The sequence below is a fragment of the Pseudaminobacter soli (ex Zhang et al. 2022) genome (genome assembly GCF_014595955.1).
GTDB lineage: Bacteria > Pseudomonadota > Alphaproteobacteria > Rhizobiales > Rhizobiaceae > Kumtagia > Kumtagia pseudosoli.
Genome location: NZ_JABVCF010000001.1, coordinates 283,616 through 307,319, shown reverse-complemented (window position 1 = coordinate 307,319; position 23,704 = coordinate 283,616). Strand labels below are relative to the sequence as shown.

At 63.5% G+C, this 23,704-nt stretch carries 20 protein-coding genes, 1 tRNA gene and 2 pseudogenes; 10 read left to right on the top strand and 13 right to left on the bottom strand.

What is annotated here, in order from left to right:
• The 3 genes and pseudogenes from HUI96_RS01495 to HUI96_RS01485 all read right to left on the bottom strand — a co-directional run bounded on the left by HUI96_RS01495 (position 1) and on the right by HUI96_RS01485 (position 3,045).
• Positions 1 to 1,557 (bottom strand): formate dehydrogenase beta subunit, encoded by a 1,557-nt coding sequence (locus HUI96_RS01495; RefSeq protein ID WP_188252852.1) that lies wholly within the window; start codon positions 1,555 to 1,557, stop codon positions 1 to 3.
• A complete protein-coding gene (locus HUI96_RS01490) occupies positions 1,554 to 2,027 on the bottom strand; it encodes a formate dehydrogenase subunit gamma (RefSeq protein ID WP_188252851.1) in 474 nt (157 codons plus the stop codon). The genes HUI96_RS01495 and HUI96_RS01490 overlap by 4 nt, the downstream gene beginning before the upstream one ends.
• Positions 2,028 to 2,147: 120 nt before the next feature.
• Positions 2,148 to 3,045: pseudogene (locus HUI96_RS01485) on the bottom strand (LysR family transcriptional regulator).
• Between the two features lie 444 nt (positions 3,046 to 3,489).
• Here HUI96_RS01485 and HUI96_RS01480 point away from each other — a divergent pair.
• The 7 genes from HUI96_RS01480 to HUI96_RS01455 all read left to right on the top strand — a co-directional run bounded on the left by HUI96_RS01480 (position 3,490) and on the right by HUI96_RS01455 (position 7,407).
• Positions 3,490 to 3,696: a TOBE domain-containing protein gene (locus HUI96_RS01480; protein ID WP_188252850.1), complete on the top strand. Its 207-nt coding sequence runs from the start codon at positions 3,490 to 3,492 to the stop codon at positions 3,694 to 3,696.
• Positions 3,697 to 3,721: 25 nt separating this feature from the next.
• Positions 3,722 to 4,207, top strand: a complete 486-nt coding sequence (locus tag HUI96_RS01475; protein WP_188252849.1) for a hypothetical protein — start codon at positions 3,722 to 3,724, stop codon at positions 4,205 to 4,207.
• Positions 4,208 to 4,414: 207 nt separating this feature from the next.
• Positions 4,415 to 4,753: a hypothetical protein gene (locus HUI96_RS01470; protein ID WP_188252848.1), complete on the top strand. Its 339-nt coding sequence runs from the start codon at positions 4,415 to 4,417 to the stop codon at positions 4,751 to 4,753.
• Between the two features lie 87 nt (positions 4,754 to 4,840).
• Positions 4,841 to 6,319, top strand: a complete 1,479-nt coding sequence (locus tag HUI96_RS01465) for a multicopper oxidase family protein (RefSeq protein WP_188252847.1) — start codon at positions 4,841 to 4,843, stop codon at positions 6,317 to 6,319.
• Positions 6,320 to 6,348: 29 nt separating this feature from the next.
• The gene (locus HUI96_RS01460; protein ID WP_188252846.1) at positions 6,349 to 6,789 is read left to right on the top strand and encodes a DUF411 domain-containing protein; all 441 of its coding nucleotides are present in this window, start codon (positions 6,349 to 6,351) and stop codon (positions 6,787 to 6,789) included.
• Between the two features lie 34 nt (positions 6,790 to 6,823).
• Positions 6,824 to 6,952 (top strand): hypothetical protein, encoded by a 129-nt coding sequence (locus HUI96_RS29800; protein WP_273032246.1) that lies wholly within the window; start codon positions 6,824 to 6,826, stop codon positions 6,950 to 6,952.
• Positions 6,949 to 7,407, top strand: coding sequence for a c-type cytochrome (locus HUI96_RS01455; protein WP_188252845.1), 459 nt, complete (start codon positions 6,949 to 6,951; stop codon positions 7,405 to 7,407). Before HUI96_RS29800 ends, HUI96_RS01455 begins: the two co-directional genes overlap by 4 nt.
• A 221-nt stretch (positions 7,408 to 7,628) precedes the next feature.
• Here HUI96_RS01455 and HUI96_RS01450 read toward each other — a convergent pair whose 3' ends face one another.
• The 3 genes from HUI96_RS01450 to HUI96_RS01440 are packed head-to-tail and all read right to left on the bottom strand — an operon-like array spanning position 7,629 to position 10,868.
• Entirely contained in the window at positions 7,629 to 8,237 is a 609-nt protein-coding gene (locus tag HUI96_RS01450) for an SCO family protein (protein ID WP_188252844.1), read from the bottom strand.
• 2 nt (positions 8,238 to 8,239) lie between these two features.
• A complete protein-coding gene (locus HUI96_RS01445) occupies positions 8,240 to 8,722 on the bottom strand; it encodes a copper chaperone PCu(A)C (protein ID WP_188252843.1) in 483 nt (160 codons plus the stop codon).
• A gap of 16 nt (positions 8,723 to 8,738) precedes the next feature.
• A complete protein-coding gene (locus HUI96_RS01440) occupies positions 8,739 to 10,868 on the bottom strand; it encodes a heavy metal translocating P-type ATPase (RefSeq protein ID WP_188252842.1) in 2,130 nt (709 codons plus the stop codon).
• Positions 10,869 to 10,934: 66 nt separating this feature from the next.
• On the opposite strand from HUI96_RS01440, the gene HUI96_RS01435 reads away from it, so the two are divergent.
• Complete coding sequence (locus HUI96_RS01435; RefSeq protein WP_188252841.1) at positions 10,935 to 11,342, top strand: MerR family transcriptional regulator; 408 nt, start codon at positions 10,935 to 10,937, stop codon at positions 11,340 to 11,342.
• 400 nt (positions 11,343 to 11,742) lie between these two features.
• Here HUI96_RS01435 and HUI96_RS01430 read toward each other — a convergent pair whose 3' ends face one another.
• Together HUI96_RS01430 and HUI96_RS01425 are read right to left on the bottom strand one after the other, a co-directional pair.
• Positions 11,743 to 12,453 (bottom strand): L,D-transpeptidase, encoded by a 711-nt coding sequence (locus tag HUI96_RS01430; RefSeq protein WP_237683902.1) that lies wholly within the window; start codon positions 12,451 to 12,453, stop codon positions 11,743 to 11,745.
• Positions 12,454 to 12,642: 189 nt separating this feature from the next.
• Positions 12,643 to 12,822, bottom strand: a complete 180-nt coding sequence (locus HUI96_RS01425) for a hypothetical protein (RefSeq protein WP_188252840.1) — start codon at positions 12,820 to 12,822, stop codon at positions 12,643 to 12,645.
• A gap of 842 nt (positions 12,823 to 13,664) precedes the next feature.
• Between HUI96_RS01425 and HUI96_RS01420 the strand changes: the two genes are divergently transcribed.
• Positions 13,665 to 15,914: an Orn/Lys/Arg decarboxylase N-terminal domain-containing protein gene (locus HUI96_RS01420; protein ID WP_188252839.1), complete on the top strand. Its 2,250-nt coding sequence runs from the start codon at positions 13,665 to 13,667 to the stop codon at positions 15,912 to 15,914.
• A gap of 51 nt (positions 15,915 to 15,965) precedes the next feature.
• On the opposite strand, the pseudogene dnaE2 reads toward HUI96_RS01420, so the two are convergent.
• The 4 genes and pseudogenes from dnaE2 to HUI96_RS01400 all read right to left on the bottom strand — a co-directional run.
• Positions 15,966 to 16,354 (bottom strand): annotated as a pseudogene (gene dnaE2, locus HUI96_RS01415) (error-prone DNA polymerase); the annotation flags it as partial.
• Positions 16,355 to 16,593: 239 nt separating this feature from the next.
• Positions 16,594 to 16,670 (bottom strand) — tRNA-Asp (locus HUI96_RS01410).
• Positions 16,671 to 16,858: 188 nt separating this feature from the next.
• Positions 16,859 to 18,118, bottom strand: a complete 1,260-nt coding sequence (locus HUI96_RS01405; RefSeq protein ID WP_188252838.1) for a M23 family metallopeptidase — start codon at positions 18,116 to 18,118, stop codon at positions 16,859 to 16,861.
• 305 nt (positions 18,119 to 18,423) lie between these two features.
• A complete protein-coding gene (locus HUI96_RS01400; RefSeq protein ID WP_188252837.1) occupies positions 18,424 to 18,903 on the bottom strand; it encodes a peroxiredoxin in 480 nt (159 codons plus the stop codon).
• Positions 18,904 to 19,140: 237 nt separating this feature from the next.
• Between HUI96_RS01400 and HUI96_RS01395 the strand changes: the two genes are divergently transcribed.
• A complete protein-coding gene (locus tag HUI96_RS01395; protein ID WP_237683901.1) occupies positions 19,141 to 22,428 on the top strand; it encodes an AsmA-like C-terminal region-containing protein in 3,288 nt (1,095 codons plus the stop codon).
• Positions 22,429 to 22,430: 2 nt separating this feature from the next.
• Here the strand turns inward: HUI96_RS01395 and tyrS are convergent, their stop codons facing one another.
• Positions 22,431 to 23,684, bottom strand: coding sequence for a tyrosine--tRNA ligase (tyrS, locus tag HUI96_RS01390; RefSeq protein ID WP_188252836.1), 1,254 nt, complete (start codon positions 23,682 to 23,684; stop codon positions 22,431 to 22,433).
• Positions 23,685 to 23,704: the final 20 nt, after the last annotated feature.

Below are 23,704 nucleotides of genomic sequence, written 5' to 3'. Positions count from 1 at the left end.
CTATTCCGCTGCCTGGGGGACCGGAACCGGCCGGAAATCCTCGGGGAAATGGTTGATCGCGCTCATGACCGGGTAGGGCGTGAAGCCGCCCAGCGCGCAAAGCGATCCGAACTTCATCGTGTTGCAGAGGTCGGTGACCAGCGCGAGGTTCTTCTCCGGCTCGATGCCGCCTGCGACTTTGTCCAGCGTCTCGACGCCGCGCGTGGAACCGATGCGGCAGGGTGTGCACTTGCCGCAGCTCTCGACGGCGCAGAACTCCATGGCGAAGCGCGCCATCTTCAGCATGTCGGCGCTGTCGTCAAAGACGGTGATGCCGGCATGGCCGATCAGCCCGTCCTTGGCGGCAAAAGCCTCGTAGTCGAACGGAGTGTCAAACAACGCGCGCGGGAAATAGGCGCCCAGAGGCCCGCCCACCTGCACCGCCCTCACCGGCCGGCCGCTGGCGGTGCCGCCGCCGATCTCGTCGACGATCTCGCCCAGCGTCAGCCCGAAGGCCACCTCGTAGAGGCCGCCATGCTTCACGTTGCCGGCGATCTGGATCGGGATCGTGCCGCGCGAGCGGCCCAGGCCGAAATCCTTGTAGAAGGTGGCGCCCTTGTCCATGATGATCGGCACGGAGGCGAGGCTCATCACGTTGTTGATCACTGTCGGCTTGCCGAACAGGCCCTGGATCGCCGGCAGCGGCGGCTTGGCGCGCACCACGCCGCGTTTGCCTTCGAGGCTGTTGAGCAGCGCGGTTTCCTCGCCGCAGACGTAGGCGCCGGCGCCGGAGCGGATCTCAATGTCAAAGGCATTCGGCGAGCCCAGCACATTGACGCCAAGCACGTTAGCCTTCCGCGCAACGGCGACTGCCTTCTCCATCGCGGCGATGGCGTGCGGATATTCCGAGCGGATGTAGACATAGCCCTTGGTGGCGCCGGTAGCGATGCCGGCGATCGCCATGCCTTCGATGAGGACGAAGGGGTCGCCCTCCATGATCATACGGTCGGCAAAGGTCGCGGAGTCACCCTCGTCGGCATTGCAGACGATGTATTTGCGGTCAGACGGCGTATCGAGGACGGTCTTCCACTTGATACCGGTCGGGAAGCCAGCGCCGCCGCGTCCGCGCAGGCCGGATTCGGTAACGATCTTGACGATCTCAGCCGGCGCTATCGCAACCGCGTTCTCGAGGCCACGCAGGCCGCCATGCTTGCGGAAATCATCCAACGAGAATGGGTCGGTGATGCCGCAGCGGGCGAAGGTCAGCCGCGTCTGGTTGGCGATGAACGGGATCTTCTCGGGATCGCCCAGCGCGAGCGGGTGGTTGCCGCCATCGAGGAAGTGGGCGTCGAACAGCGAATGGACGTCGCTCGCCTTCACAGGGCCGTAGGCGACGCGGCCGACCATGGTCTCCACCTCGACCATCGGCTCCAGGAAATAGGCGCCGCGGGAGCCGTTGCGCACGATCACGGCCTCGATGTTGCGTGCCGAGAGTCCTCGCTCGACCGCACGCGCCACCTTGTCCGCGCCGACCGCCAGTGCGCCGGAGTCGCCGGGGATGTAAATGGTGATGGTCATGCTCGCACCGCCTCGACGATCTCGTCAATCGTCTCGTCATCGACGCGGCCTATCACCGCCCCGTCCAACATGGCGGAAGGCGAGCAGGCGCACAGCCCCAGGCAATAGACTGGCTCCAGCGTCACTGCGCCGTCAGCGGTCGTCTCGTGGAAGCCAATGCCTAGCGCCTGCTTGACCTTGGCGGCGATCGCCTCGCTACCCATCGACTGGCAGGCCTCGGCCTGGCAGAGCTTCAGCACATGCCGTCCTGCGGGCGCGCGGCGGAAGTCGTGATAGAAGGTGAAAACGCCGTAAACCTCGGCGCGCGACATGTTGAGCGCATGGGCGATGACAGGCAAAGTCTCCTGCGGCACATGGCCGAACTCCTGCTGGATTTCGTGCAGGATCGGCAACAGCGGGCCTTCGAGATGCTTCAGTTCGTCAATGATGCCCTGAGTTCGGGCCGCAATTTCAGTGTTTGCAGGCTGCATGATGAAGCAGGGCCCTCCCTCGATCCGCCCCAATAGCTAGACGGCTCCACAGCAGGAGACAGGCTCTGGATCAATATCGCAGTTTCGTCGATTGATAGATGTTCTCTATCGTTTGTCACTTCATCGGCTGGCACGAAAATGGTTTGCCAACGCCATCGCCTCGTCCAGCAGCGCCGCCACGAGTGGTGTATGCGGCTCGCGTGGCGCCGCGACGACTCCGACAGTATGCTGCGCGTCGGGATTGACGATGGGAAGCCCTGATCGGCTCCGCGAAGCCTAACGTCTCTGTAAGATTGAGCGGCATGATGGAAGACCATTTGCCCGTCCTGATGTGCGAGAAAAGCACTATCATCGAATTGGATTCAAGCGTCGGGCGAACCTCGACTCCGGCTTCGGCGAGATGCTGATCGATGATGCGGCGGTTCTGCATGTCCGGCGTGAGAAGGCAGAGCGGAAGCTCGCTGACCTCCGCCCAGGTCACGGCCTTGCGCTCCGAAAAGGGATTTCCGGCCGCCGTGATAAGTTGATAGCGCTCCGAATAGAGCGGCACGGAGACCACCCGGCCGAGGGGTTCGTTGTCGAGATAGCTGATGCCGAGATCAATGTCGAAGTTGCCAAGCAATGACAGTATTTCGACTGAAGTCCGCGACAACACCGAGAACGTGACGCCGGGATGCTTTTCGCGGAAAGGAGTGGTCAGTTTCGGTATCATCGCAAGTGCCGTGGGGATCGCCGCGATGCGGATGTGCCCCGAAAGGCCGTGCCGGGCTGCACGCATCTCCTCCTTCATCGCTCGCGCATCACTGGTGATACGACGTGCCCAGGCGAGCACCTGCTCACCCTCCTGTGTGAGGCCTTGAAAGCGCGAACCCCGCTTGACCAGCATCACACCGAGTTGGTCCTCCAGTTGCTTGAGAGCCGCCGAGAGAGTTGGCTGCGTGATGCCAAGGAACTCCGCAGCACGCCCGAAATGCTGCTCTCTGGCGAGGGCGATGAAGGATTCGAGCTTGTCAAGCATGAGGGCGGAGGTCTCCTTTCCGCGACGATGCTGCCTTGCGGGCCACGATCCATGTAGTCTTTTTCACAGGCAATCTCGAACGCTACCACGCGCCTGTCCGGTGCCTGATCGTCCTCCGGTCGAGAGCTGGCGATCATGGCAGGCAGCGCTTCCGGATTTCTTTCTGATCGCGCGAACCGCTCCGGGTCGGCCGACTCGCCCGATATACGGGACCTATGGCGATTACCGTGCCGTTGACAACGCCGCGGGCCGAAGAAGTTTGCGTCCGTTCTCGATCCCTCTCTACCTTGCGGCAGATGGCCATGAGATGCTTGACTAGGCTCAGACGGTCCGGTGCCCCCGACTTCGTAGTGCCCCAACTGCTTTGCTTTTCAGCGAATGCAGGAGTTCGTACAAACGCGAACAGTGTCTGGAGTTGCGGCTCGGATCCAAAGGAGGGACGTGATGAAGCTCAGTGCCAGAAACATCTTCCCCGGCCGCGTGACGGAAGTGAGAAAGGGCCAGACCACCGCCCACGTGAAGATCGAGATCGCTTCGGAAGTGGTGGTCACCGCCTCGATCACCAATGAGGCAGTGGACGAACTCGGTCTCAAGGCGGGCGATGAGGCAAGCGCCGTCATCAAGTCCTCGGATGTGCTGGTGGCAAAATGACCTTCGGCTGAGGAGCCCGACTTGAATGAAGGCGAGCAGTGCCATCGCTGTCTTGACGGCTGCCATCCTGGCGGCCGGCACCGTTCATGCCCGGGAGATCACTGATGCTGCGGGCCGCACAGCGACCATTCCCGATCAGGTGGAGCGAGTCTTCGCTGCCGGCCCACCCGCTTCTATCGTCCTCTACACGCTTGCTCCCGAGAAGATGCTGGGCTGGAGCCGAGCGCCCTCTCCAGAGGAGGGCGCTTACCTGCCGGAACAGTACCGCGATCTCCCAGCCCATGGCCGGCTGACCGGCCGCGGCAACGACATCAATCTCGAGAGGCTTCTGGCGCTCAAGCCCGATCTGGTGCTCGATATCGGTTCGGTCGGTCCGACCTATGCCTCGCTTGCCGACCGTGTGGTCGAGCAGACCGGGGTTCCCGCAATCCTTCTCGGGGGGCCGGCTGGACGAACTGTCAGGCACCTACCGCCTGCTCGGCGATGTCCTCGGCGCGAAGGAGCAGGCTGAACAACTCGCCATGCCGATACGCTCGACGCCCAGGCCGAAGAAGGCGAAAAACAGGGGAAAGATACCCCAACTCATCCCGTCATTGAGATTGTTGATCAGGCCGGCCTGCGAGGCAGAGAACAGGTTGCCTGAAAGCTGACATCGCGCACGACACGCGCGACAACTCGACATGGACATCACGGAAGTGCAGGCGTACCTTGTTGTCCGATGAGCAAGGTGGCCCGCATCGTCGCTGCTGTCTTGGTCGCAGTGTTCATTGCGGGCACGGCGTCGCACGCGACGGTTGCCACCGCCATGGATGTCGAGATGTCCATGGCCGGCATGGACGAGGGCGGCATGGCGGACTGCAGGGACTGCCCCGGTGATCACGTACGGGCCGCCGTCTGCGATCAGTTCTGCGTGACCGTCTTGGTTGCAATCTTCGCACCCGAGGCCATCCCATTCGTCCCGCCCGCCGACGAGGCGGTCAGTTCCCCCAGCGCCCTTCCCGTCGGCATCACAAGGCCGCCTGATCGGCATCCTCCACGAACCATCCGCATCGGCTGACACGGCCGCCGCAGCATCCGCCCGGCAGGCTGATCCGACGCGCGTTGCGCGCGTCTTACAAGGCTATTCAAACGGATGGTTGATCTCATGTCATGTCTATCCATGCCGACGCTGACGCGCCGCGCCTTCCTGGCATCCGCAGCAGCCGCCTCGGCGAGCGCGGTGCTTCCCCTGCATACGAGGCCCTCTGCCGCAGGCATTCGGGAGTTCCGCCTTCGCGCCGGCCCCGGTCGAGCCCAGATCGCGCCCGAGCCTTACGGTCAGACGGCGGTCTGGTCCTACAACGATGCGGTTCCCGGCCCGGAGATTCGGGTTCGCCAAGGCGAACGTGTGGGGATCGCGGTCGAGAACGCCCTTGACGAGGAGACGACGGTTCACTGGCACGGCGTCCGTGTGCCGAACGCTATGGACGGCGTGCCGCACCTGACGCAAGTGCCCATAGCCCCGGGCGAGACCTTCACCTATCAGTTCGATGGCGTCGACGCGGGCACGTTCTGGTACCACCCGCACCAACGCAGCTTCGAGCAGGTCGGCCGCGGCCTCTATGGCCCGCTTATCGTGGAGGAAGCCGATCCCATCCAGGTGGACCGCGACGTCACCTGGGTGCTCTCGGACTGGCGGCTAACGAACTCCGCCGAGATGCGGGAGGACTTCGGCGGTCGTCACGACATGATGCACAACGGCCGGGTTGGGAATACCGTCACGATCAATGGCCGCGTGCCGGACGCATTCCCGGTGAAGAAGGGCGAGCGCATCCGCCTGCGGCTGATCAACGCCGCGAACGCCCGCATCTTCGGCCTCGAGTTCAGAGGCCATGAACCGATCGTCATCGCGCTCGATGGGCAGCCTGTCGCGCCGCACGCGCCGGAGGGCGGCATGGTCGTTCTCGGCCCCGCGATGCGGGCGGACCTCATTCTCGACATGACGGGGGACACCGGGTCGCGTGTCACCGTGACCGACCGTTTCTACACGGGGCTGGAATACCGTTTGGTGGACCTCGCCTACGAGAAGCAGCCGCTGAGGGACAAGGCACCCGACTGGCCTCTCGCCCTTCCTCCGAACCCTCTGCTCGAACCGGACCTCGCGAAGGCTGCCCGGCATGAGGTCACCTTCAACGGCGGCATGATGGGTGCGATGGTCATGCAGGAGATGGCCGGCAGCATGGGCGCGGAGCCCTCGGGCCGGATGGGCGACATGATGGGCAACATGGGCTCGATGATGGACATGATGCACTCGGGGAAAATCTGGTTCATCAACGGCGTCGCGGCGCAGGGCCATGTCATGGACCCGATGCTGATACTCGAGAAGGACCGCAGCCATGTGCTGGCGATGACCAACGCGACCGCCTGGCATCACCCGATGCACCTGCACGGCCACTCCTTCCGGGTAATCTCCCGGAATGGCGAACCGACGCCGCATCGCGAATGGCAGGATACGGTGCTGATGGCGCCGCGCGAGCGGGTCGAGATCGCCTTCGTCGCCGACAATCCCGGCGACTGGATGTTCCACTGCCATGTCCTCGAGCACCAGGCCGCCGGGATGATGGGCGTGATCCGCGTGGCCTGAACGGTTTCCTGACGGAAGGAGAAACGAACATGCGAAAGTTGCTGAACACGCTTGCGCTGACTGTCTTCGCCTGGAGCGCCGCCCCGGCGCTTGCGGGCGAGAACGATGTGACGCTCTACAAGAATCCGCAATGCGGCTGCTGCGAGGGCTATGCCGACTACTTGCGGGAGAACGGTTTTACCGTCACCACCAAGCCCACTCACGATCTGGCCGAGATGAGCCGCAAGGCTGGCATCCCGGATGAGTTCCAGGGCTGCCATCTCTCCTTCATCGACGGCTACGTCGTCAGCGGCCACGTGCCCGTCGGCACGATCCGGAAGCTCCTGACCGAGCGGCCTGCCATCGGTGGCGTGACGCTGCCCGGCATGCCCTTGGGCTCGCCGGGGATGAGCGGGACCAAGGACGCACCGTTCGAGATGCTGGAGATCACCAAGTCCGGTACCGTCGGCGGTGTCTACTCGCGGGAATAGGACCGCCTGCCACAAAACCCGGAAGGAGCCGACGATGATGGACGGCGGAATGATGGACGGCATGATGGCGGGCATGGGGCTGGTCTGGCTCTTGCTCCTGATCGTGCTTGTCCTCGCGGCGGCGGCACTGGTGAAGTACCTGTTCTTCAGTGGCCGCAAATGAGCAGGAGAACTGTTGGCCTCGGCATCGTGGCGGCGCTCTCCGGAACTGCCGTCCTCGCCTTGACCTGGCTGCTCGAGGCCCTTCCGGGTGAGGCCGAGATGATCGCGCGTGGCCGACAGCTCTATGCCGAGCACTGCGCGAGTTGCCATGGAGACACGCTCCAAGGCCAGCCGAACTGGAAAAGGCCGCTCCCCTCGGGCCGCATGCCCGCCCCGCCGCACGACGCGTCCGGGCACACCTGGCATCATCCGGACGGCGTTCTGTTCCGCATCACCAAGGAAGGTCCCGCCGCCGTGGTGGGCAACGGCTACGAGAGCGATATGCCGGGATTCGCAGACGCGATGAGCGATGACGAGATCCGAGCCGTCCTCGCCTTCATCAAGAGCACGTGGCCGGATCGCGAGCGCTTGTATCAGGCGGAGATGAGCCGGCGGGAGAAGGAAAGGACACAATAAAGCGCCGGCATGGGCAACTCGCAAACCGGATGAGTACCTGTCTCGGCTCTAGGGTGCCGCGGGCCTTCGAACCTTAGCAATTATATGACCTGGTCTCTGCAGAGATTGAAGCGGCTGGCGGCACGGCAACGCAGTGAGCCTTCCGAGGACGCTATACCGGCGACAATCCCCGCGGAAGCCTTGCCTGGCCCGCGCCGACGACGAGGACTTCCACGCTGCGATCAGGCAGCGGTGAGGCGCCGGAGCTTCGCCAGCACATTCTCGCGCGGCTCGTGCAGGTCGAGCGTGCCGGCGAAGCGGCCCTCCTCGTCTATGAGGATCACGCCGGCCGTGTGGTCCATAGTGTAGCCGCCGTCGGTTGGCACCTTGCGGTAGTAGGCGGCGAACGCCTTCACGGCCGCGTCCGTGGCGGCCTTATCGCCTCGGAGTGCCAGGATGCGTCCGTCGAAGGCGGTCATGTATTCCGCCAGCACCGTCTGCGTGTCGCGTTCCGGGTCGACGGTGATGAACAGCGGCGTGAGGCGGTCGGCCGCGGGACCGAGGTCGGCCATCAGGTTGGTGAGTTCATAGAGCGTCGTCGGGCAGATGTCCGGGCAGTGGGTGAAGCCGAAGAAAACGAGGTATGGCTTGCCCGCCAGCTTCGCGTTGTCGACGGCGTCGCCCTTGTGGGAGGTCAAGGTGAAGGGGCCGCCGACCCGGGCTGTCCCTGTGGCCACGGATTCAGGCGTCGGGCGCGTGCCCGGCAGCCAGCCACTCGACGCAAGCAGGATGCCTCCCAGGACCGCGACCGCCACCCATGTGGCGATCCGGAAAAGCTTGATGCCACTCACCGTCAGCCTCCGTGTCCCGAATGGTCCGCCGGCGCTTCCTCGGCTGCCCTGCGCTGGACGACGAACTCGACCTCGACTGCGCCCGCCTTCTCGAACACGAGCGTGGCCGGAAACCGCTCGCCGTCCTTGAGCTGTCGGTCCGGCCCTATGAACATGACGTGCAGCTTCTCGGCTTCGAAGTCGACAGTCGCGCCAGGTTCGATGGCAAGAGCCTCGACCGGCCGCATGCTCGCGACCCCGTTCTCGACAATCGAGCGGTGGATATCGGCCCTCTCCGCCGCTGGCGAGGAAATCGCAGTCAGGCGGTCGACTTCCGTGCCCGTGTTGGTGAGCTTCATGTAGCCACTGGCCACGGGCGCGGAGGGCGGGGTCGGCCGGGACCACGGGTGACCGATCTCGATCGTTCCGGCCTTGAATTCGTGGGCAAGCGAGGGACCCGCAAGGGCGATGAGGGCGGCAAGCGCCGCCGCGGTTCTGCGAAACAAGGCGATGTCCTTCCAGTTACTTCGATGGCCGATAGGCAAGCAGGCGGAGAGCGTTGGCGGTCACGAGAACCGTGGCTCCTGTATCCGCCAGGATGGCCATCCAGAGGGTCGTCACGCCGAAGAGGGTGGTCGCGAGGAACACGGCCTTCAGTCCCAGCGCCAGCGCGATGTTCTGCCAGATGTTGCCGAGCGTCGCCTGCGACAAAGCGACCAGATCGGCAACGCCTTCCACCCGGTCCCTGAGCAGCGCCGCATCCGCGGTCTCCAGCGCGACGTCTGTGCCGCCGCCCATGGCGATGCCGACCGAGGCGGCCGCGAGCGCGGGCGCATCATTGATGCCGTCGCCGACCATCGCGATGGGACCCTTCTCCTTCAGCCTGCCGATCTCGGCGAGCTTCGCATCAGGCAGGAGTTCTCCCCGTGCCTCCAGGCCGAGCCGCCCGGCGATGGCGTTGGCCGTGCGCTGGTTGTCGCCGGACAGCATCAGGACGGCCACGCCGCGGTCCTTCAGCCGCCGCACGCCTTCCGCAGCGTCGTCCCGCGGCTCGTCCCGCAGCGCGATCAGGCCCTCGACCTTCTTGCCTGCCATGAGAACGACGACGGTCTTGCCTTCGCCTTCGAGCGCCTCGATGCGGTCCCGCACGTCTGCCGGAACGTCCGTCTCCTCCGCCGCGTGGCGCGGCGAGCCGACGGACGCGAAGCCGGACTTCAGCCGCGCGGTGACTGCCTTGCCCGGGACTGCAATGCCGCCGCCGAAGGTCGCCGGGAGTTCCAGCGCGCGCTCCTTGGCTGCTGCTACGATGGCCACTCCCAGCGGATGGCTGACGTTCCTCTCGACCGCCGCGGCCTTGGCCAGCACGTCGTCCTCGGAGCCGACGATGGCGACTACGTCCGTTACCTTGGGATGGCCGCGTGTCAGTGTACCCGTCTTGTCGAAGGCGACCGTCGCGACCTTGCCGAGCGTCTCCAGCGCAGCACCCCCTTTGATCAGCAGGCCCTGCCGCGCTCCGGCGGCGAGGCCCGACGCGATCGCGGCCGGGGTGGAGATCACGAGCGCGCAGGGGCAGGCGATCAGCAGCGTCGCAAGCCCTCGGTAGACCCAGGTCATCCACTCGCCGCCAAAGGCCAGCGGCGGCAGGACCATGATCAGCGCCGCGACCGCCATCGCGCCGGGCGTGTACCAGCGCGAGAAGCGGTCGATCATGCGCGCGGTCGGAGCCTTCGATTCCTGCGCTTCCTCGACCATGTGGATGATGCGCGCGATCGTGTTGTCGGCCGCGACATGGGTGATCCTGACGCGCAGTTCGCCATTGGCGTTGATGGATCCGGCGTAGACCGTCGCTCCGGCTTCCTTGAGCACCGGGACGGATTCGCCCGTCACGGGCGCCTCGTTCACTTCGGACGCTCCTTCCTCCACGATGCCGTCAGAGGGAACCCTGTCGCCCGGGCGCACGACGACCCGGTCGTCGATCGCGAGCGCCTCGACCGACACGCTTTCGGTTCCGCCGGAGGTGGTCAGCCGCAGCGCTGTCCGGGGCACGAGATCGATCAGCGCCTCGATGCCCGCGCGGGCCCGTCCGGCCGCGATGGTCTCGAGAAGCTCTCCGACGGCGAACAGGAAGATGACGACCGCGGCTTCCTCCGCCTCGCCGATGGCCACCGCGCCGAGCGCAGCAACAGACATCAGCGTCTCGATCGTGAATGACGAGCCCTGCAGCGCGCCCGCGATGGCCCGGCGGGCAAACGGAACGACGCTGACCAGGGCGGCGGCGGAAAAGAGCCATGCATTCCATTGCGGCAGGACCCACGCGGCCACGAAGGCCGCCGCGAACAGCGCTCCCGTCACGAAGACCAGCCGCGCCTTCGCTCCGCGCCACCACGGCTCCGTGGTCCGCTTCCGAAGCAAGGCCAGTTTCGCCTCCGGAGCCGAGCCGACAGGCCGATAGCCCAGCGAACGGACCTTGTCCTCGATCGTGCGCTGCGAGATCCTGTCTTCGTCGACCTTCAACGCCAGGGTGCCCGCCTGATAGCTGACATTGATATCGCTGACCCCGGGCAGCCGCTGCATGGCGGTCTCGATCTTCAGCGCGCAGGACGCGCAATCCATGCCCTCGATCTGGAGCTTGAGCTGGCTTGCGGCAGCCATGTTCGTCACCTCGACTTTTCCGATGTGACCCCTTACCTAGGGGCTGTAGTCACTACAGGGTCAAGGATGAGCGCGAAGATTCTCACCATCGGCCATCTGGCCCGCGAGACGGGCACCAAGGTCGAGACGGTTCGCTTCTACGAGAAGTCGGGACTGCTGCCCGCTCCTTCGCGTACCGAGGGCAACTACCGCTCCTACGACCAAGCGCACCTGAACCGTCTGAGCTTCATCCGCAGGGCGCGCGATCTCGGCTTCTCGCTCGACCAGGTCCGAGCACTGCTGGCGCTATCGGACGACCGGGACCGTTCCTGCGCAGCGGTTGACGAGATCGCAAAGGAGCACCGGGCCGAGGTCGAGAGGAAGATCGCCGACCTCCAGTCGCTCAAAAGGGAACTCGATCGGATGATCGACCAGTGCGGCTGCGGCGTCGTCGCCGACTGCCGGATCATCGAGTCGCTTTCGCCTAGGACTTGATGGGCTCCTGGCGGCTGCCCTGTGACTGCTGGATAGACCGCCGCGATGGGCGATAGGCAACCCACGAATGCCACACCGAGCCTAATCGGCGCAGCTTTACCGAAGTTCAATCCAAAGCTGACAGTCCGATGTCGGCCCGTTTTAGCCGTCCGACAGCTAGGGCGGACTTCAAGTTGTTTGCTTTGGTCTCTGCTCAATCGTAGGGCGGAGGTATCACCGCATCGGCTTATAGCCACGTAATCTCCATCAGCAGGAGTTGCTCCTTCAGGTGTCATGCGCGACCGGGGCGTCGTCGTTCAGAGAAAGACCGGAAGAGCAAAATCAGATCGCTTCGCCGAGGCTCGCTCGAGTGAGAGTGACTTCTGAATCGATCTTGCACCCTGATCTTTGCAAGTAGCCGCTACAAAACAACGACCTTCGCCCCCGTGCGAACCCGTTCGTAGAGGTCGATGACGTCATGGTTCAGCATGCGGATGCAGCCGGCCGACACGGCCTTGCCGATGCTGCCTGGCTGGTTGGTGCCGTGGATGCGGTAATAGGTGTCCTTGCCGTCCTTGAAGAGGTAGAGGGCCCGGGCACCGAGCGGGTTACCAGGACCGCCCTCGACTCCGTTCTCGTGCTGCTTATAGCGCTCCGGCGCGCGGGCAATCATGCTGTCGGTCGGCCGCCAGCGCGGCCACTCCTGCTTGTAGGCAAGGTCGGACGTGCCGCTGAAACCGCGCCCGGCCGCGCCTACGCCGACGCCGTAGCGCAATGCCTTGCCGTCGGCCTGGACCAAGTAGAGGACGCGATCGTTCGGATCCACGACAATGGTGCCCGGAGCATGTTCGGTGGGAAAGTCGACGAGTTGGCGCTGGTATTTTTGCGGGACCCTCGCCAGATCTTCCGCGGGCACCGGGAAGCGCTCGTTTTGTCGCGGCCCGTGGCGCGGTGGTGTGGCCGAAGCGGACGGTTCCTCCACCACCGCGGGGAGCGGTTCGAGCGCCGCCGCCACCTGGGGAGGCGGGACTGTCATCTCGGAAGTGGTGGCGCAGGCGCCAAGCCCCATGCATGCCAGCAGCGCCAACGCCGTGAGCACGCTTCGGGTCTGGCGATCCGTTTCGTCGATCATCCGTACTTCCTTCGAGTTGCTTATTGCCGCGCCCGCGCGTCGGAAATCACTTGCTTGAACCCCATCTCGTCGAGCGCCGAGACGACGAGGAACGGACCGATAAGGAAGACCGGTGTGCCGGCCAGGCCAGCGCATCGGCCTGCGCACCGTGACGCTGCAACAGGGCGGTAATCTCGGCGTCCTTTGCCTTCAAGTCGCATCGGCCGAGAGGCCGTCTTCCCCGGCCCGTGCCCATGGCACTAAGCCCGTCGTGGCGAGCAGCGCCAACATGGCCAGCACGGAGCGGCGGGGGACGCCGGCGGCGTCATGGGCTTCGACAGGGCCGGTGTTTGCAAGTGCTGGCATGATCCGGGGAGGGGTGGTCGACATGGTAAGCGGCCTCGATTCCTAGAATTCGGACCGACAGGGTTTTGTCCACCTTAAGGCAGGCTTAAGGGCGCAGAGGAAGACCGCGTATGCCGAAAAAATAATGTGTTGCAACGGCCACACAGATGCCGTTACGGCGCGCGCAGGCACTTTCCTTAGGTTTTCCTTAAGGCCCGGGGTGAGCGAAAAAGGCGCCTCACCCCCGGCTCGCTTCGGCCCACCGGTTGCCTACTCAGTTCAGGGACTCGGCTTGTCCGGGGCCTATCGCGGTCTGCGACGAGGTGCATTCGACCCACCAGTCGGGAGAGCAAGACGCGTCAGCATCATGTGCCAGCGGGCAGATCGGCGGCTCCTGGCGCTTCTGAAACCTTCAACAACGATGCGAGGAGACCCGATCGAAGCCCTACATAAGGCAAAGTTGGCCCATTTCAGATGAGTGGGATTCTAGTTTGTCGCTATGGCGAGTTCGGCGCGTATGGCAGCGGTATTCTGCGTGGAGTTGCGACGCCACACATCGATGGTCGAGTCGTTGCCATTGTGAAGTCAGCGGCGTCAATGTCCTTCGAGGAAGACATAGTTCTCCCAGCTACGAATGCGACCGATGCGCCATTCGTTGCGATCTAACCAGCAACTAGCGCCTAACTTCGAGGGCTGGGGTAGATTCCTCTTGCGTCTGCGCGGCCGGTGCGGGACGCTTTGGCGCCCTTTTCGCGGCACCGTGTATTCGGCGACTCCTAGCGCGATCTCAATCCGCGGCTGTCAGGGCAGGAGCCGATGTCGCTTCCCCACTTCCGAGCGAGGAGGCGACTCAGGGGCCGGGAGCATAGCGGGACCGGGAGCCGACGATGCAAGAGATCCAGGCGTTCCCAATTGCCATTATCGATGAAGACTACGAAGGCAGGCACGCTGCCGGACGCGGCATGCAGCAGCTTGCGGCGGCGATAGAGGAGAAAGGGTACCGTGTGGTCGCCGGGCTGAGCTACATGGATGCCCAGCGTCTCGCCAAGATCTTCAACAACGAGGCGTGCTGGTTGGTTTCCGTCGACGGCCTGGAAGACCCTGTGACGCGATGGCAACTGCTTGAGGACATGCTGGCGTCAAAACGGGCACGCAACGACCGCCTGCCGATCTTCCTGTTCGGCCACGAACTCACCGCCGAGATGGTGCCTGCGGGCGTGCTAAAGCACGCGAATGCCTTCATGCGCCTGTTCGAGGATTCCTCCGAGTTCATGGCGCGCGTCATCGTCCGCGCCGCCCAGCGTTATGTCGAGGACCTTCCCCCGCCGATGTTCCGGGCGCTGAGGGAGTATACGCTGCACGCCAGCTATTCTTGGCACACACCCGGCCATGGCGGCGGCGTGGCGTTCCGCAGGAGCCCCGTGGGCCAGCTCTTCTATGAGTTTTTCGGCGAGAACACGCTGCGGTCCGACATTTCGGTGTCGGTGGGCAGCCTCGGCTCGCTGCTCGACCATACAGGGCCGATCGCGGAGGGTGAACGCAATGCCGCGCGCATCTTCGGTTCGGACGAGACGCTATTCGTGGTAGGTGGCACATCAACAGCCAACAAGATCGTCTGGCATGGAGCGGTAAGCCGCGGCGATTTCGTGCTCTGCGACCGCAACTGCCACAAGTCGATCCTGCATTCGCTGATTATGACCGGGGCCATCCCGATCTACCTCGTGCCTTCGCGCAACGGCTTCGGCATCATCGGGCCAATTTCCAAAGACCAGTTCACGCCCGAGTTCATCAAGGAAAAGCTTGCCGTCAGCCCGTTCGCCAAGTCTACGGACGGCAGGATCCGGCTGGTGGTCATGACCAACTCGACCTATGACGGGCTCTGTTACAACATCGATGCGATCAAGGAGGGCATCGGCGATGTCGTCGATGCTTTCCATTTCGACGAGGCCTGGTATGCCTACGCCAATTTCCACGAATTCTATGACGGCTATCACGCCATCTCGTCGGGCGATCCGACACGCTTGCGCAACGCGATAACTTTCGCCACCCAGTCGACGCACAAACTGCTCGCGGCCTTGTCACAGGCCTCCATGATCCACATCCGGCACGCTCAGAACCGACACTTGGACATGGCGCGCTTCAACGCCGCATTCATGATGCACACATCGACCTCTCCCCACTACGGCATCATTGCCTCGTGCGACGTGGCCGCCGCCATGATGGAGCAGCCCGCCGGCCGCGCGCTGGTCCAGGAAACGATCGACGAGGCACTGGGGTTCCGGCGGGCAATGGCTGCGGTCGGAAAGCAGGTGAAAGGCTCGTGGTGGTTCGACGTCTGGCAGCCGGACGCCGTCGCCAAGCGTCCGACTGACACAAGATCCGACTGGATCCTGAAGCCACGCGACCGCTGGCACGGCTTTGAGGGCCTCGCGGAGAAGTATGTCCTTATCGATCCGATCAAAGTAACGATCCTCAGTCCCGGGCTGGCCGTCAATGGCGACATGCAGGAGTTTGGCATTCCGGCCGCGGTCGTGGCCAGGTTCCTGTCGTCGCGGCGGATCGAGATCGAGAAGACGGGACTCTATTCCTTCCTCGTGCTGTTCTCGATGGGTGTCACGAGGGGCAAGTGGAGCACGCTGGTCACCGAACTCCTCAATTTCAAGGAACTCTACGATTCCAACGCGCCGCTCGAAAAGGCTCTGCCAGGCTTGGCTGAGGCTCACCCCGATGCTTATGCCCATCTTGGCCTGAAGGATCTATGCGAGTTGGTGCATCAGGCCTATCACGGATACAACCTGCCCAAGGCGCAGCGGGAGATGTACACGACACTGCCGGAAATGGCGCTGCCACCGGCTGATGCCTACGACCGCCTGGTGCGCGGGCGCGTGGAAAGCGTAGAGATCGACAATCTTATGGGGCGCGCGCTCGCGGTGATGGTGGTGCCCTATCCGCCCGGCATTCCGCTCATCATGCCTGGAGAGCGGATCACGCCGGCAACCAAGTCGATCCAGGACTACCTTCTCTGCGCACGCGATTTCGACCGCAAGTTCCCGGGCTTCGAGACTGACATCCACGGCCTTCGCTTCGAGCCCGCGGCCGGGGGACGGCGCTATCTCGTTGACTGCATCGAGGAGTGACCCTTGATCCCGCGTTACGTGAGATCTCCGACAGTCGCATTCGCAGGCAAGGTGCAGCATGTCCCCTTGGAGCGGCCCGGGACGGACGATAGCCACCTGAACGACGAGGTCGTAATAAGTGCGAGACTTGAGCCGCGGCAGCATCGACATCTGCGCCCGGCTCTCGATCTGGAAGGTGTCCAGAGTGTCGGCCTTCCGGATCATGGCATAGGTGCGCGGATCCTCTGCCGGAATCGTCGTCAGGTCGTAGGCGATGCCCTTGTGCTCTGAGAGGAGGTCCAGGCCCTTCTTCATGCAGGTCAGCATGCCGAGGGCCAGCACGTCGACCTTCATGAACTTCAATGCAACGATGTCATCCTTGCCCCACTCGAGATGACCTGACGGTCCGCCATGATGGCCGGCTCGGTCGGCACGAGGTCGTCGAGGCGGCCTAGAGACAAGCGACCTGTCTAGTTCGAGATCGGGGGCCCGAGTAAGCGGTCTCTGCGCTTTTGATCAATCTCGACCCAACTCCTGCGGCAGCGTCGGCTTCTGTGTCAGGAGGTCGGGGTGATGCGAACACCTCTCCAAACGGTTTGCCGAGGCGGCCGTGAGGAGAACAAAAAGGGGAAAAGTTTGAATTGCCGGTCTGGATTCAAACTTTTCGTCTGAAGATGTCTTGCTAAGTATTTGAAAATGATGGCGCGAGTGACGGGGCTCGAACCCGCGACCTCCGGCGTGACAGGCCGGCACTCTAACCGACTGAGCTACACCCGCGCATTGGCGCCGCGTCGGCGGCGTTGGTGGGTCGATTAAGGGGTTCGCGGTGGGCTGTCAAGCGTGATGGATAGCGTCCTGTGAGGTTTGTGCAGGCTTCCGATTGGGCTTTGCCTGCCGCAGTCCATGGGGCGGCCGCAATGAAGCGTCAGAAGCCCGCAAGCCGCTGCGTCAGGTGCCGAACAGGCTCAGAGAAGCTGGCTTAACCTTTTCCCCAGCTTGATGAATCGCAGCGGGTCCACCGCCTCTCCGTCCTTGCGTACTTCATAGTGCAGGTGCGGACCAGTCGAACGGCCGCTGCTGCCCACCTGTCCGAGCACATCGCCCGCTTCCACCTTCTGCCCCTCCTTTACCTCTATGCGGCTCAGATGGGCGAAGCGGGTGGAGAGACCATTGCCATGGTCGATCTCCACCATGCGCCCGTAGCCGCCGTTCCAGCCGGCCCAGGTGACCGTGCCGGGTGCGGTAGCGCGCGCCGGAAAGCCTGACGGGGCGCGGAAATCCATGCCCGAGTGCATGGCCGGCATGCCGAGAATCGGGTCCTTGCGGACACCGAAGGTGCTGGAAATGGAGCGTCCGGCCGCTGGATTGCCGATGGGTAGTTGCCTCGCCTGCTCCTTGGCGCGTTCGAGCTTGTCCAGCGCCTGGTCGAGTTCCTTGACCTTCGTGTCGAACACGTGAGGCCGTGGTACCGCGAGGAAGGGGCCGCCCATGGCCTCGTTGCTGAAATCTAGATCGACCGGCAGTCCGGCCTGTTCGATCGCGTCGGAGATTTGTTCGGCCGTCTCGTAAGCATTGTCCGCGAGAGAGGTGATCTTGTCGATCTGCTCACTCTCGATGGTACGAAGCGACTGGTTGATGGCGACGAAGAGCTTGTCGGCGCGATCGGCTGGGCTCTCGCCAGGGTCGTTTCCGGCGCGTGTCGACCACAGCGCAAATGGATCGCCCGCCGGATGGGCCGCATGGGCGAGGGCAGGGGCTTGCGGTGGCGACAATTGCGCCTGTTCGTCGCCTCTCTTCTCGGGTGCCGCCGCCTGAGTCCTATCTGCCTCGGAGCCGGCGCGTTCGAGCAACGGGCCAAGCCGTCCGTGTCGTTCGCTGAGCTTGGATTGCCTGGCAAGAAGCTCCGTCACCTTGGTTTCCATCAGCCGCTGGTCGAGCAACTGCCGGCTGGTGATCCGATCGACCTGCGTCCGCAGGGCCGAAATGCGGTCTTCGTAGGCGTGCTGCATCCGCGCCTGGCGTGCTATCGCTGCGCCGATCAGATCGTCCCGGAACACGAGATAGGATGTCGCGGTGAAGTAGCCGAGAGTGACCGCCGCAACCGCCGAGCCCGCCAGCGCCGCCATCCACGGACGCACGGTGAAATGCCGGATCTCATCTCCCCGTGCGATAATGACGGTATGCGGCTCTCGGCGCCTGCCGAACACTGCCGATTGACTTGCCATCGCCCCCGACTCCTGCACTTGCACGGAGGCGATTACACATCGTTAGGGTTAACAAAGGCTTTGGTGCCAGAAAGGGCCGTGCCGCACGGGGGTGAAAACAAAAAACCCGCCTTCAGGACGGGTTTCTTGAGGGAGGTCCTAGTGAAGTCCTCCAAGCAGCCAGATCAGAATGATGATCGGAATCGGAATGCCGATCAACCAAAGTAATGCGCCTCTCAACATTTGCAGCTCCCGCTTTGTTGTTCTCCGCCGGACAAATGCGGGGCGCTGTGAAAAGGTTCCCGTAGCTTGAACCTGGTTGTGGTTCAGGATCGCGCGTCTAGCTGGCGGGCAGCTTCGAGCACCTCCTCGACGTGACCTTTTACCCGCACCTTCCGCCAGATCCTGGCGATTCGGCCTTGCGGATCGATGAGGAAGGTGGAGCGCTCCACGCCCATGTAACTGCGGCCGTACATGTTCTTCTGCACCCACACGCCATAGCGTTCAGCCGCCTCATGGTTCTCGTCCGAAGCGAGATCAATCGTGATCGCGTGTTTCCCGGCAAACCGTGCGTGCCGTGCCGGACTATCCGGCGAGACACCGACAATCGTTGCGCCGGCGGCCTCGAAATCGCCCTTCTTCGCCGTGAAGGCATTTGCCTCGGCTGTGCACGCTTCGGTGTCGTCCTTCGGATAGAAGTAGAGGACGACCGTCCTTCCGCGAAGATCCTGCAGGTCCCACTGTCCGCCGCCGCTGAGCGGTAGCGAAAGGGGCGGCGCCATATCGCCTTCTAACAACTCGGCCATAGAGATGCCCTTGTTCGAGAATAGGTGTACGAAGGGCAGGGGTTATAGGGCGCAGGCTGGATTCGTCCACATCCGTGTTCCGTCGCGCTCTCCATTCCCAACAAAGTCCAGTCGGGCATCAAACTGAGCCTCGCTTTGCATTACGAGCCGGCCAAGCACCAGAAGATCCGTTTTCGTCGCGACGAAATCACGAATCTTTCGGAACTCCCCTCGGCCGAGGGGCAGCGATCGCACTTGATGCGCGACCGCACGCGACGACGCCTGTCGAGCTTGGTGCTGACGGCCGGCGGAGTGGCTTCGGTGATGCTGCTGATCTGTCTGGCGGCAGCAATTGCCTTCGCTAACTCTGGATGGGGCACCGAGACGCTGCGGCGTCAAGCCGAGCGATCCGTCCAGAGCCTGGCGGGCCAGTGGGCGAAGGCTTCGGTCGGGCCCGCAAGCCTGGCCTTCGGCGTTCCGAATCCGATGTCGCTCGAACTGCGCGACGTGAAGTTTGCGAATGCTGAGAGCGGAGCCCCAATCGCGGAGCTCGAAAGCATAGACTTCGGCATCCAGTTGTTGCCGTTGCTCCAGGGTGACCTGAGGCTGGGCAGCGCGAACATTTCAGGCGCGACGATCAACACGGCGGCAATCCCGTCGTTGGGCGGCTCGGACTGGACCCAGACGTTCAGGGATGAGAGGGGCCTGGTCGATCCGGATCTGGTCGCGGCTGCGGTCTTCCAGCCGCTGCATGCGCTTTTCGACGCCTTCGACGGCGGCCTGCTCGGTGAACTTGCGATCAGCGACATCACCGTCGCCTTGCCGGAGGGCAATCAGGCTCGCACGATACTGATCGAGGAAGGAATGCTTACCCGCGCATCCGACGATGGCGTGGCGATCTCTATCCTTGCCGATGTCGACGGTCGTCCGGTCACGCTGACGGGCGCGACCTATCGCGAGCCTCAGTCGCGGCGGATTCGGGATCTCAGCCTTGAGATATCGACCGACGCGTTGCCGGAGGAAGCCCCCGCTGGCGCAGCGCAGGCGGCCGGACGCCTGGGGTCGATTACGCTCTCCATATCAGGCGCGGAGCAGGTGGGATCAGGCGCGCAGCAGTTGAAGCTATCGGCAGCGATCGAAGGCTCGGTCGTGGATCTTGGCGCGAGAGGTGCCTTCACGGGCAATGTGCAGCTGGATGCGGCGCTTGCTACGGGATCGAAGAAGATCGAGGTCGAACGCCTCCTCGTCGAGACCGGACGCAATTCGATGGAGTTCAACGGGGCCGTCGGCCCACGTCCGGCCACCGGGACAGCGGACGACAAGCCCGTCTATCGCTACGAAATGCTTAGTACCCGAGCGGTGCTGGCGCCGTCGGACTCGCCCGAACCGGCGGTGGAGTTCCAGTCGCAACTGGAGGGCATCTTCGATCCCCAGTCGCGCGTTCTCTCGGCGGATCGGATAGCAATCAGGGCCGCCTCGGGGGTGGCCATTGGCACCGCCAAGGTTGACCTCGTCGATGGCAAGGCGCCTGGCGTGTCGTTCGCGCTCGACGCCCAAAACCTTCAGGTTTCACACGCAAAACAGCTTTGGCCGTGGTTTGCCGCCTCGAGCCAGCGCAAATGGGCGCTGGAACACGTGTTCGGCGGAGAGCTCGAATCGGCGGACATCGAACTCCGGGTTGAGCCCGGAAGGCTCGGCAATGGCGTGCCGCTGTCGTCGGAGGAAATTTCGGGGCGTTTTGTGGTCAATGGCACCCGATTCGACACCTACGGACAGTTGCCCCCCGTTCGCGAGGCGAGCGGGGTATTGGTCGTTCATGGACGCGACGTCGAGATCACCATGTCGTCAGGGGTTGTGTATCTGCCGAGCGGCCGGTTCGTAACCGGGCGGAACGGCACCCTGTCCGTCAAAGGGTCCAATCGCGACATCGGCAAGCTTGACGTCCAGGTCGAGGGTGAGGCGGGCGCGATCGTCGAGTTCGCCTCGCTCGAGCCTCTTAACGCCAACCGCATTCTGAAGATCGATCCTGCAGGGATCTCTGGCATGGCGTCCGGACAAGTGATCACTGACATTCCGTTCAAGAAGGGGATCGACGGCAAGAGCCTGCAGTGGCTGGTCTCGCTCGATTATACGGGGCTGTCGCTGGACAAGCCTTTGGCCGGCCAGTTGCTTACAAAGTCCGATGGCAGGCTCGTTGTGGAGCCGACGCAGGCCACGTTGTCGGCCAAGGGACTGCTGAACGGCATGCCGGCAGACATCGACCTTGTGGAGCCGTTGCGGTCCGAGGGGCCGCAACGGCAACGGATCGTGGAACTGGCGCTGGACAATGCCGCGCGCGAGAAAATCGCCCCCGGTCTCAATGCGCTCGTCTCCGGGCCGCTCACGGTGCGCGTCGAGGATCAGGACGAGCAGCGACGGGTTTCCGCCGATTTAACCAAGGCACGTTTGACCATACCCTGGGTCGGCTGGAGCAAGGGGGCCGGCGTATCCGCCAAGGCCGAGTTTTCGATGCAAACGCTGGAGAACAGCCTCCAGATATCGGATTTTGAGTTTTCGGGAGACACGTTCTCGGTCGCGGGAGACATGACCTTTGCCGGAGGAGAGCTGAGTTCGGCCCGTTTCCAGAAGGCCCGCCTCAATCGCGATGACGATGTGGGGGTGAACATCGACAGGAAGAACAGGACCTACACCATCGACATCAAGGGCACGTCGCTCGATGCCCGCTCGGCGATCAAGAGCCTCGTTTCCGATTCGCCCGATTCAGACCGAACGAAGAAGACAAGCACCACCGCGATGGCGGTGCGGCTGGATGTGGCGAAAGTCGCCGGCTTCAACGGAGAATCGCTGTCGAGCGTTAGCTTGGTTTCCGACGGAGCGACGACGAGAGTTTCGGGTGTTTCCCGATCCGGCCGAGAGTTCGCGTTCGAGAACGCTTCCGCCGGCCCCCGCAAGCGGATGGCGATGCAGGCAGGAGACGCGGGTGCGATCCTGCGCTTCCTGGATCTCTATAAGCACATGCAGGGCGGGACGATCCAACTCGATCTCGCCGGGAATGCTAACGGAAGCATGTCCGGGCAGATCGATGCGCGTAATTTCCTGGTGGTTGACGAGCCGAAGCTGGCATCGATCGTGGCAAGCCAGCCGGCGGGAAGCGATCGCAGCCTGAACGAGGCAGCTCCCAGGAGGATCGATGCCTCGCGCGTGCTCTTCGAGCGCGGCTCTGCGCAGATTGCCCGCGGCGGCGGCGCGCTGCAGATCAAGAATGGCGTGCTGCGCGGTCCGGCGATCGGCGCCACGTTCCAGGGAACGCTCTACGATCGGCGGGGCAACATCGATATGACCGGCACGTTCATGCCGATCTATGGCCTCAACCGCATCTTCGGCGAGATCCCGTTGTTCGGCACGATTCTCGGCAACGGCCGCGACCGCGGGCTGATCGGTGTCACCTTCAAGCTGGACGGCGACGCCAAGTCGCCGCGCCTTCAGGTCAATCCGCTTTCCGTGATCGCTCCCGGCATCTTCCGGCAGATCTTCGAATTCAATTGAGGTCAGGCGGTTCTGACCAGGATGTGCTTCTTCTTGCCGAGCGAGAGTTTCAGCACGCCTTCCGGCGTGAGATCGGCAAGCGTCACCATGCGGCGGTCGTCACTGACAGGCTGGTCGTTCAGTCGGACCGCGCCGCCCTGGACGTGACGCCGCGCTTCGCCGTTGGATGCGGCAAGGCCCGCCCTCACGAACAGCGAAAGAATGCCTGTCCCCGCCTCGAGGCTTGCGCGTTCGACCTCGACGGTGGGCAGCGTTTCGGCCAGCGCGCCTTCCTCAAAGGTCTTGCGGGCGGTCTCGGCAGCCTGCTCGGCGGCCACGCGCCCATGCAGCAGCGCCGTAACCTCGGTGGCGAGCACCTTCTTCGCATCGTTAATTTCGGTGCCGCCGAGGCTTTCGAGCCGGGCGATCTCATCCATCGGCAACGTCGTGTAGAGCTTGAGGAAGCGGCCGACATCCGCGTCCTCTGTGTTGCGCCAGTACTGCCAGAAATCGTAGGCGCCCAGCATGTCGGCATTGAGCCAGACCGCGCCGCCCAGCGATTTGCCCATCTTGACGCCGGAGGCGGTGGTCAGCAGCGGGGAGGTCAACGCGTAGAGTTGAGGCGTGCCCATGCGATGGCCGAGATCGATGCCGCTGACGATGTTGCCCCACTGGTCGGAGCCGCCCATCTGCAGCCGCACGCTATAACGCTTGTTGAGCTCCACGAAGTCGTAGGCCTGCAGTATCATGTAGTTGAATTCGAGGAAGGACAGCGACTGCTCGCGGTCGAGGCGGAGCTTCACCGAATCGAAGGAAAGCATACGATTGACCGAGAAGTGGCGGCCGACATCGCGCAGGAACTCCAGATATTTGATGGGCAGCAGCCAGTCGGCATTGTTGACCATCAGCGCGTCCTTCGGGCCTTCGCCGAAATTGAGGTAGCTGGAGAAGACCGTCTTGATGGAGGCGATGTTGGCCGCGATCGTCTCCGGCGTCATCAATTGCCGCGCTTCGTCCTTGAAGGACGGGTCGCCGACCATGCCCGTGCCGCCGCCCATCAGCGCGATCGGCCGGTGGCCGGTCGCCTGCATCCAATGCAGCATCATGATCTGGATCAACCCGCCGGCATGGAGGCTCGGCGCCGTCGGATCGAAGCCGATATAGGCCGTGACCGTCTGTGTACGGAAAAGGTCGTCAAGGCCCTGCTCGTCCGAAATCTGGTGGATGAAGCCGCGTTCGGAGAGGATGCGCAGGTAATCGGACTTGAAGGCGGACATGGGCGATAGTTCCGGATGGG